General features: G+C 57.7%; 2 protein-coding genes. Both read left to right on the top strand.

Annotated elements, in window-relative coordinates; translation table 11 throughout:
* The first annotated feature begins 311 nt into the window (after positions 1-311).
* The gene (locus TBK1r_RS02500) at positions 312-9,737 is read left to right on the top strand and encodes a DUF1583 domain-containing protein (protein ID WP_145207376.1); all 9,426 of its coding nucleotides are present in this window, start codon (positions 312-314) and stop codon (positions 9,735-9,737) included.
* Positions 9,734-10,912, top strand: coding sequence for a DUF3592 domain-containing protein (locus tag TBK1r_RS02495; protein ID WP_145207375.1), 1,179 nt, complete (start codon positions 9,734-9,736; stop codon positions 10,910-10,912). The genes TBK1r_RS02500 and TBK1r_RS02495 overlap by 4 nt, the downstream gene beginning before the upstream one ends.
* Positions 10,913-11,085 lie beyond the last annotated feature (173 nt).

Below are 11,085 nucleotides of genomic sequence, written 5' to 3'. Positions count from 1 at the left end.
TCCAGAATCCAGTATAGCGTTGCACCGATGCGACGCGCATGCGGCACGTTGATTTAATCCGATGACGGATCGGATTTGATATCAACCGATTCGCCCCCGCATCCAGGGATCTCCATTGATCCCGATTTAGCGGCATCGGGCTCGCGGCGTTTTTTCTTTTCCCGCCTTGGATTCTCTTGCCCCCGATTTTCTTGTCGTTTCAATTCCCGCTGCCCCATTCCGGCCCTCGGTCTGTGATAGCCTGTAGCTCTACAAGGTGGTTCCCAGAACGGCGACGACCCACGATCTCATTGAGCCAGGAGACCTATCGGATGCTTTGCCTTACAGCCAACGCTGTCAAACACCTCGTCGCCAGGAGCGGCGGGCAATGGAAGCACACCGTCCTCTGCTTGGTATTGCTCTTGTCCGGTGCCTGTTTCACGGTCCAGTGCCCCGCCCAAGAGCCCGCACTTTCGGCGGAAGAACAGCGTGAACGGATCACCGCGGAAAAGTTCTTGGAAGTGTTGTTGCGACGGCCCAACACGGGAACCGCGCTGGACCGCGTGTTCGGGTACCACATCGGCGTCGGTGACATCGGCGAGTTGATTGACCGCTTGACCGACAAGGCCGAAGCCGCGACCGACGAGGATGAGTCCGGCCGTCACTGGATGGTCGCGGGGTTGCTGCAACTGCAACGCAGCGAAGACGCCGCTGCGATCGAAGCTTTGGCTGCAGCGGAAGCAAAATTGCCCGACAACCCGCTGGCCGCCTACTACCACGGACAAGCCCTGTTGATGGTCGGTCGCACGGACGAGGCGACCGCAGCGATGCAGCGGGCGATCGATTTGAAACCGTCCCGACAAGACCATCTGAAGTTCGCCGGTCAACTCGGTCGCTTGTACCAACGCGCCGGAAAAACGGACGATGCGTTGCGGATCTGGACGCAACTGGAGGAAAGTTTTCCGGGCGACGATGGCGTTCGACAACGGATCGCCCGTGTGATGATCGAAGAAGGCGACGTGCAAGGTGCGCTGGCACGGTATGACGCCCTGGCGAAAGACGCCCGCACGCCGAATGACAAAATCGTGTTTGCGATGCGCGCCGCCGATCTTCGCGCCCAATCAGGTGACCGCGCGACCGCGATCGGCCAATTCGAAACGCTGCTCGGGAAACTTCGTCCGGGCAGCTACCTGTACGACGAAGCTCGCCGTCGAATCGAAGCCACGTTCCTGTCCAGCGGTGACTATGCCGGTCTGGCGGAGTATTACCAAACGTGGGTCGACGACCATCCCGAAGATCTGGGTGCGGTCATTCGGCTCGCACGAACGCTGTCGATCCAAGGCCGTGGCCCCGAAGCCTTGTCCTGGTTCGAAAAAGCGATCGAACTCGCGCCCAGCGATCCCGCGCCACGATTGGCATTGATCAACGCTCACGTCGCCGCAGAAAACTACGTCGATGCGGCCCAACAATACGAAACGCTGATCAAGTTGGAACCGAACAACCCGGATCACTTCGTGCGGTGGGGCCAAATCCTGATCGAAAACCGCAAACAACCCAAACAAGCTCGCACAAAAGCGGCCGCCGACGTTTGGAAACGATTGGCGAAATCCCGCTCTGACGATGCCGTTGTTCAGTCCCAGGTCGCCGATCTGTTGCGTGGCGCAGAATTGGTCGATGACGCCATCGCGCAGTACCAAGCCGCCATCACGCTCGCCCCCAGCCAACCGCAATACAAAGAGTATCTCGGCGAATACCTGCACGGGCTCAAACGCGAAGACGAAGCGATGGAGGTTTGGCGGTCGCTGGTCGAAGGTGAGCTCCGCAATCAAAACAATTTGATCCGATTGGCTGAGGTTTACCACCAATTTGACAAACCGACCGAAGCCTTGAAGGTGATGTCCGAAGCCTGTGCGTTGGACCCCACGATTGAAGATCGCCTGCGGTATTCTGAATGGCTGCGTGATGCCGAACAATACGATGCGGCATTGGGACAAATCGCCTTGGCCGCCGCTGCGACCGAAAATGTTGACGAACGCGAGCGGGTGTTCGCCGCCGAGTTGAAGACCTATCAAGCCTCGGGCAAACTGGAGCAGCGGATCGAGCAAGCCCGCGCCGAAGCCGAGGCCGAAGGCAGTGACAGTGACGCTTGGCGACGTCTGGCCATCCTGTTCAACGCCGCCGGAAAAATCCCCGAGGCGCTTGAAGCGATTGAAAACGCACTCGATCGCGCCCCCAACTCGATCGATGCGTTGGAAATCGCGGCGCGAATGTACGAGGACTCCGGGCGGCTTCCCTTGGCGATCGAAAAGCGTCGCTTGCTGGCCGAAACCGATTCGAAATTTCGCAACGGACACCTGCAGAAACTCTCTTCGCTGCATTTGCGAGTCGGTGAAACCGACCAAGCCGTCGCCGTCGGCAAAGAGTTGTTGGCGGCCTCATCGGGTTCCATCGAAGCCTATCGGTTCTATGCCGACTTGTGCGGCAAGATCGGACGGGTCGATCAACGTCTGGACACGCTGCGACGCTGCGCGCGGCTGAATCCACGCAGCAACGAGGCTCAACAAATGCTCGCCAGCCAACTGGCCGAGGATTTCAAGACCGATCAGGCGATCGAGCTGTATTGGAAGATGCTGGACAGCGCCGACGACCTCGATGATCGACGCAACATCGTTACCACGCTGACCGATCTGTACCTGCGGACCAATCGGCTGGATCAATTGATCACCCGGCTGGAAATACGCGGGCGGGAGTCCGGCGATCGACGCACCACGATCGACCTGATCTCGACGGCACACCAACAAGCAGGCGACCTGGGACTGGCACGCCAGGCCCTCGAAGGACTGCTGGCCGAAGACGGTCGCGACACGTTGCTGTTGGAACGCTTGGTGTCACTGGCCGAACAAGCCGGCGAGTACGACCAGGCGGTCGCACTGCAACGGCAACTGACGCGTTTAGCCCCCGATCGCAAGAACGAAGCCCGACTCGCGTCGCTGCTGATCGATATCGGCGAAGTCGACGAAGCACAGACGTTGTGGTTTCGCATGACCGAGACCAGCTCGGATCCCACGCAACTGGCGCGCAACATCAATCGTCTCTACGCGGCCGGCGAAATCGAAACGGCGATCAAGCTCGCCACCCAGATTCTCGATCGGCAAAATGACGACTGGGAAACTCGGTTCCGGCTGATGGTGCTGCAAGCCGACGAAGGTGAATGGGAGACCGCCGCACAGACCGCCGACCGCTTGATCGCCATGGACCTCGATGACACCACGCTGCCCGACGGCGGAAAACCGTACGAGCGGACGGTGCGAACCGGCACAGGCCAGACCTACACCCGACCGTCGATTCAAGTCGGGCGACTTCAGAACATGTATCAGTTCTATCAGATCGTTGATGATCGATACGGTTACCAATCGACGATGTCGCTGCCCCAACCGATGGATTTCGGCCACGCAAAATTGATGGCACGCTATTGCCAACTGAAACACATGGCCACCCAAGGGTCGGCCATCAAGGACCACCTCGCAACGCTTGAAAAAACCGCGATGGCCGGCGATGCAACGACCGATCAAGTTTGGACCTGGTACGAAACCGCCACCATCGCGGCATCGGTCCAGCAAACCTCGTTTATGAGTCCCCAAAATCCCACCGAGTGGACGCCGATCTGGCGTTTGGCCGAAGTCGACCAAGAGATCGGGATGTCGCAGCTGGCCAGTCTGTTCATCAATCGCATGAGCTACGCCCAACGGAGCGACATCGAATTACAAACACTCGCTGATGACCGGATGGATTGGCTGAAATCGAAAGCGGATTCACCGGACGAGTCCCTCGCCGACCAGTATGGCCGTGGCGTGTCGTGGCAGATGATTTATGGTTCCGAACTTCGGATCGCGGGCAGAGAGGACGACGCGGATCAATACTTTCAACAACATCTCAAAACGGTTATCGAAAACGCTGACTCGGACGGCTTGGTCGCGGCGATCCAACACACGTCGACCTACGGCACCGATGAACAACTCTGGCCGCTGCTGCAAAAAGCGATGGAACGTCGACAAGAGATCCAACGGTCCTACGGGTACGCGCCCGTGGCTCAATTGCTCTCGTTGTTCACCGCCGACAAACGCGTCGAGGATGGATTGTCCAAAGGTCCCAGCGATGCAACCTATCGCCAACGTGTCTTTTCCCTAATGGACGAAGTGCTCAAGGAGCAAGCGGCCAAGCCTCTGCAACGACGCGCGATTCGATTGACGGGAATTGGTGGCCCCAGGAATCAGGGGCGTGTGGTGGCGGGTCGCTATGTCCAAATCAGTATTGAATTCCCACCGACCGGGCTCGGTCCGGACGATCAATTCGTGTTCGCCCAACACAGCGTCTGGGAGCGCATGGACGATCACATCGACGAGTGGATCGACTCACTGCGAGCGGGCATCGACGCGTCCGAGTCTCCGCTCGAAGCGATCCACCGTCACGTCGCCACGGCATCGGTGCTGTATTGGGAAAAACGTGTCGACGAAGCGATCGATCAATTGGAACAGGCGAACCGTTTGGCAACCTCCCAGTTGCCCCAGATGGAACCCGAATTGCGTCTGATGTCCGCCGATTTGCTGCTGCGACAAGACCGCAAACGCGAGGCTCTCGATGCAATTGATGCGTTGACCGTCTATGACCAGAACACGATGGCCGTTCGCGAATTCGCCGCGGCACGATTAGCCGCCGCGATCGGCGACCGCGACAGGGCGCAAATGGCGGCGCGGCGATTGTTCGGCGTTCGACTCAATACCGACGCACAGATTGAACTGGCCAAACTGATGCGAAAACTGGACATGCGCCAGCTCGCCTCTGATCTGGTCCGTCGCCTGCGCAGCCGCGGCGGCAGCAATACCGACCAGTTGCAATCGTTGATGACCTACTTCGTCGCGCAAGGCGAAAACGATCAAGCCGCCGAGGTGGCGATGGAGTTGTTGCGTCGCAGTGCCCCCTCACGCCGCACCGGCAACCGGTACACGACGACCAATCAAGTCAGACGTCGAAACGCCCTGCAAACGCTCTCGACGACGGGACGATTGACGTCGCTGATCACGGCGACCGAAGAAAAACTCGAAAAGGCCCCCAAGAGTCAACGGATCCGATCCGAGCTGGCCGAACTGTACGTCGCCGCCGGCAAAACGGCAAAATCGCAGGAGCTGCTCGGCGACATGGAACTGACCGACGTCAACAGCGCGCGAGCCCTGGAGTCAACCGCCGAGCAACTGGTGGCGGCCGGCAAAATGGACGAAGCCTGCGACGCCTATTTGAAGCTTTTGCGACGCAAACAAGATTCCTTCAACCAAAACTTTTACGAAATCAAACGCCCTTTCGATGCCCAACAACGACTCGGTGATCTGGCCGATTTGATGATCGAAGTCGGCGTGCAGAAGTTTACCGACCATCGTGTCTCGGAAATCTGCGGAGATTTGATTCGCGAGTCGAATGGTGTCGACAAGGCTCGCGCGCTTTTTTCAGCCATGCTCGATATTCCAGCGACGTCCACCAATTCGATGTACTCGATGAGCAACATCATGGGGTCGGCCAGCAAGATTTTGACCGACCGGGATCTCGTGATGCGAACGGCGCGTTACATGATCGATGCGTCCGGTAACGGAAATTCATGGGGCACGCTTTTCAACGGCTATTCCACCAGCAGTGACGGCCGGCACAATAATGTGACGACCTACTTTGTCCGCCATGTCTCTCAAGACCAGGAAAATGTCGAAGCCGTCGAGCAGCTTTTGAGGACCAAGCTGCAAGAGAATGAAGATTGGCTCGAAGGCAAGGTTTGGCTCGCGCTGGTGTTGACGACGAACAAAGAATACGACGAAGCCAACGAATTGCTCGAACCCCTGGTCCAGAAAAAGCTGAATCCCCTACCGACGCACGATGTCCTCTGGCTGGTCGGCAGCTTGATCGATAGCCACCCGCCGATGCAGCCGCTGGCCGAACGGATCTATGAGTACGCTTTGGAAAACACGACCGATCGCAACAACCGCGACTTTAAATATTCCTTGAAGGGTCGGATCTGCAATTTCATGGCAGACATCGGCAACAACGCACGGGCGCGTGAACTGGCGCTCGAAGCGATCGAGAATGCAAAAAGCACCCCGGGCCAACAGTACGGCAACCCCGAGTACGAAGCCTATCAGAAGATCCAATCGACGCTGTCCATGATGGATTTCTTATCGAAAATCGACTATCCCACCGACGCCCTTCGGGTCGCTCGCGAATTCGACAAATCCCTGTTCGCGAAATCCGGCCGCTACCAATCGGGGCGCGAGGAGGAATTTGAAAAGAAGCAAAATGCCTTGCTAGAACAGGTTCGAGAACTGGGCGGGTTGGCAACCGTCAAGTCGATGGTCAACGAAACCACCGACGGCCTCAACGCCGTTGATTTTGCGATCACGCTGGGCGATCAACCGTTTACCGAACTCGCGGTGTCATCGCTGTGGATCGAAATGCTGGAGGATGCGGCGGATGATCCGAAGAACGCGGATTCGCTCAATGAGTTGGCCGATCAAATGAAAACGCTCGTCGAGAAGCGTCCACTCGATGATACCGCCGCCGCCGCCCACGCCATCGTCTCTCATGTCGCCGGACGCCAACATCCGCTGCATGATCTGATCGACCGCTGGACCGGCGACTCACCCGACGTCCCCGAGGTGACGAATCATCGCCTACGGGGGCGGTTGCTGATGGCTCTGATGCTGCGAGCCGACCGCGAAACCTCTGACGACGAGGATACGATTTCGACACGAAAGAAGATTACGGAGTTGGATCTCGATTCCATTCCGGGCGCCAGTCAAGTCGAACAAACCTGTTTCATCGCCGCGTTGGGCAAACAGGCACTCGCGCGAAGTGACCAGGAAACCGCGCAGCGGTTGTGGCAACGGGCGATTGGATTGGCAGCAAGCCAATGGATGTTGTTGGATCTATCACACGCGGCGATCGAAGCCGCCATGCCCGAGATCTCGGCATCCGCATTCGCCACGGCCGTGACGGCACCCGCCGGCCCGATCGAGATTGATGAATCGGAAGACACCTCGGCAAGCTCTTTGGGACAGTTGCTCGGCAGCGCTCGCCCTCGACAAACCACCTCGTCGAATTCTTCAACCAACGATCTCGATCCAGACGAAGTCCGACTGGCACAACGCATCTTGGATCTCGATGAAGCCTGGCGGGTCAACAAGCTGTACACCAACTTCGTTTTCGACCCACTCGTTGAGTTGACGCTCGGAAAACCCGGCTCTCGAAAGCGAACGTTGTGCACACCGGTGTCGATCAAGGCGGATGATCGAATCGTCATCCATAGCGTTTTTGATCGATTGGCACGCCGGGCAAGCTGGTCAAAACGCACGGACAAACTGATGGCGTTGCTGCCCGGCGATGATACCGAAACGCATCTTTTGGCCGGGCTGGTTCTGCTGCATGACAAACGGAGCGAAGCAGCACTGCCACGATACGAAGCCGTTGACACCACGGCACTCAACACGCTCCCTAAAGAATTGGTCATCCAATCGTTGCTGATGGCACTGCAGGACTCACACTGCCGCGAGCGTGCGATCGAGTTGGGGCTGGCACTGATCGACCAAAACCGGCCGTCCCAGCGATACGCCAACATCGAACCGTTTGATACGTTGTCTTTGCACCTGGCCAAACAGGCGCTGGATCATGGAATGAAGCAAGAGTATGTCGCCGCATCGATCAACAGCTACCTTGAATTGACCGAGCACGACAACGACCGCTATAGCGGAATCAGCAGCCGCGTCACGCGACGTTTGAGCCAATTGGAAAAAGTCGCCCAGTTGTTGCTGCCCAAAGGACGACTCGATCAAGCGTTGACGTACCTGGCGATGCGTCAAAGCGGCTTCGCCCAAGGCTTCGACCGTGATAATGACTGGGTCGGTTGCTGGGCATTGGAGTCCATTCAAGCCCTTCCGGATCGCAATGCGGCCTACCAGATCCTGGCCGATTGGACCTTCCAGGGCGATGGCCCGCTAAATTCGATCCGGACGCTGACCCGACGTGAACCGTTGCCGACCTGGATTCCCCCGTCGGTCGGTGGTTATTACCCGCCGTTTCCGCCCGTTCCTGATCTGTCGCTCCCGATCGCGACGAACTACTACTCGCTTGCTCGACTGGCGATGGAGATCGATGCGAAAGATGATCTTTTGAAACGATTGCAAAAAGCACAATCGGACGGGCGTGCCGGAGCACACACGGCGATGGCAATCTGTCTGGCTGCGATGAAGCAACCCGTCGAACCGAACCTCCTGTTCGATATCACGACGCATCTGGATTCGATTCAGCCGGGTGAAGGAACGCCGGCATCACAGGCACCGCTGGCGGAACTTCAACTCGCATCAATCTTGGCGGCCGACCCGACACACAAGGAGTTCTCCCAGAAGGTGACAAAGGCCCTGATCGGTCACACGCACACACAATCACGCGGCTACTTGATGCCGTGGGTGGCGCGCTATGAACACGCGCGAGGCTGGGCGGAGACGTCGCCCCTGCGTTCGGCCGATGACCTGGCGCACTGGCTTCGTGCGACGCACGCCAGCGCCAAAGATTTTTCGGAAGGAAAAACGCCGCCGATCTGGGTGTCGGACGGCCAGAATCAAGTCCATCATGTGTGTGGCTTTGGCAGCGACTTTCTGTGGTTCCGTTATCCGCTACAAGGCAATTTCACCATTGAGGTCGAAACACGAGACGGCGGATGGAGAGAATCGGAACTGGTGTTTGACGGGCTTCAGTTCGCCGCGCTGGCACACAACAAGAGTGTCTATGTGAAATCGCAAAACAGCAACGACTGGGTGCGTTTCTACTCCGACGCAACCAAACAAAACGAATTCAATCGTTGCAGCGTGACGCTGGATGACGAATCGCTCAGCTATCACGTCAACGACACGTTGATCTACCGTGAGCCCCGGAAAAACCATTCCCCCTGGATCGCGATGATGCTGGCCGGGGATAAACGCACCTCCGTCCGAAACATCAAGATCACCGGAGACCCCCAAATTCCTCGTCACGTGGACCTGATTCCCGACGACACGCTTCGGGGTTGGTCGGGACAGTATTTCGGCGCCAAACTGCCAACCGCTGACGTGAATCTGGATCAACAGGACAAAGATGGAAATGCTCCCCAACGTTATCGATCGGCACCCAAACCGGACCGGATTGCTGATCTTGCCTGGACGGTCCAAAACGGCGAATTGCAAAGCGGTAAGGTCCTGCCACAAAGCTTCAATGGACAGAACAGCATCCACTATGAACGTCCACTCGGTGATGGAGAAACGATCTCCTATGATTTTTTCTATGAAGCAGGAAAAACGGAAGCCCACCCCACGATCGGGCGGATTGCCTACATGATGCGGCCGACAGCTTTGCATCTGCATTGGATGAGCGCCCCACACACGGCATGGACGATTCCCAAAGGGTTCGAAGTCCCCCTGCCCGGTGCAGAACCCAAGGCGTTGCCGTTAAAGGACTCGCAATGGAACCGAGTGGAATTGACACGCCGGGGAACCCGACTCGAAATCATGCTGAACGGTGAATCGGTGTTTGACCAAGAACCACAAACGCAAGTCGGCGACATGGTGTTCGGTTTCTTCCACAACCGCGAACAGACATCGGCGCGGATCAGAAACGTTAGAATCAGCGGACCATGGCCCGAACAGGTTCCGGAGTCGCTCCTTTCGTTTCCCAGTCCTTCAAAGTCCCAATGAATCGACACGCCGAATCGCTGGCCGAAGCGCTTTCAGAGTTGTTTTGCGAAAACGTCGCTGTCAAACATCGGGAGTCTCGCGAACTGGACGGCGTGAAGCTCATTCTCGCGGAGATCAGTTATCGGACTTCCGGTTCCGATTCCCAGTCGTCAAAGCGCGTCCGTCAGACGGTGACCGTGCTGGACGAGGACATCAATGTCCCCCAATTCGCGCTGTTCCCACATTGGAAGGGGATCGCCGGAATGGTCTTTTCAGCCATCGGGGCGATGAACGATGTCAACTTCAACGACTCGCCAAAATTCTCCGCCGACTACATGCTCCATGCTTGGAATGAAAAGGCGGTCCGCATCCTGTTCACACCAGAGCTGCGTGAATACTTTTCCCGACACGCCGGCTGGAGCGCGCGTGGTAACCGGAGTTGCATCGCCGTCTTCCAGCAGGGGCACGTCTGCAAGAGCGAGGAATTGGATGAATTCCTGAACACCTCGGTCGAGATCTTTCGGCTGTTGCAAGCGGGCGAAAAGGAACTTGACCGGCACCCCGAAATCAATCGTGAAGCCCAGGTTCAAGACGCCTATGCGGCCGCGGAAAACATGGGCGGAATCGCCGGGCGGATTCTCCGCAAGGAACTCGATCGGATCGCGTTGTCCAGCGACGAAGTCCAACAGTTCCTTGCCCAACCGGTCCCGCGACTCGACATCCCCGCCGGGATGCAACGCCAAGTGATTCCAGATGTGAAGATGCTGATTGCGATGGGAGTCGTGTTTTCTGTCGCCGGTGTTGTCGTCCCTGTCTTAATTTTTTTGGTGCTGCAAGGGAACGACCGTCTCTTCGCCATTCCCTTCGCCGCAATGTTCTTGCTTGCCGGTGGCTTGATGTTGTTCTTGTCGATTCGGCACGGCAAGCGGAAACATCGGCTGCTTCGCCAAGGCACCGTCCAAACGGGCAGGATTGAGCGTGTCGAGCGGACCAACACAGAAATCAACAGTCGACGTCGCTACGTGCTGCACATCAGCTACGACATCGGCGGGCAGACGCGGAAAACGACCGCCAATGTTTATTCAGGGATCGAGCGGGCGAAATCGCTCGCCGACCAAAACGCTCCGGTGCGCGTCCTATTGGATCCCAACGACGAAAAGCACGTCCTGTGCGTCGATTCACTCTTGATCACGTGAGGGAAGCTGCCGACATGTGGCGCCAGCACGTGGCGTCAGCCAGTGGCGTCAGCACGTGGCGTTAGCCAGTGGCGCGTGACCGAAACACACCACGCGCCGCTCGCTTACGCGTCCCGCTGAAATGCCGACACACACTGCCAGCACGTGGCGTCAGCCAGTGGCGCGTGACCGAA

The sequence above is a fragment of the Stieleria magnilauensis genome (genome assembly GCA_007753675.1).
GTDB lineage: Bacteria > Planctomycetota > Planctomycetia > Pirellulales > Pirellulaceae > Stieleria > Stieleria magnilauensis.
This window is presented reverse-complemented; position numbering and strand designations above follow the sequence as displayed.

Bases quoted from the DNA above. Each gene is read 5' to 3' on its own strand.
- TBK1r_RS02495 (WP_145207375.1), top strand. From the start codon at position 9,734: ATGAATCGACACGCCGAATCGCTGGCCGAAGCGCTTTCAGAGTTGTTT.
- TBK1r_RS02500 (WP_145207376.1), top strand. From the start codon at position 312: ATGCTTTGCCTTACAGCCAACGCTGTCAAACACCTCGTCGCCAGGAGC.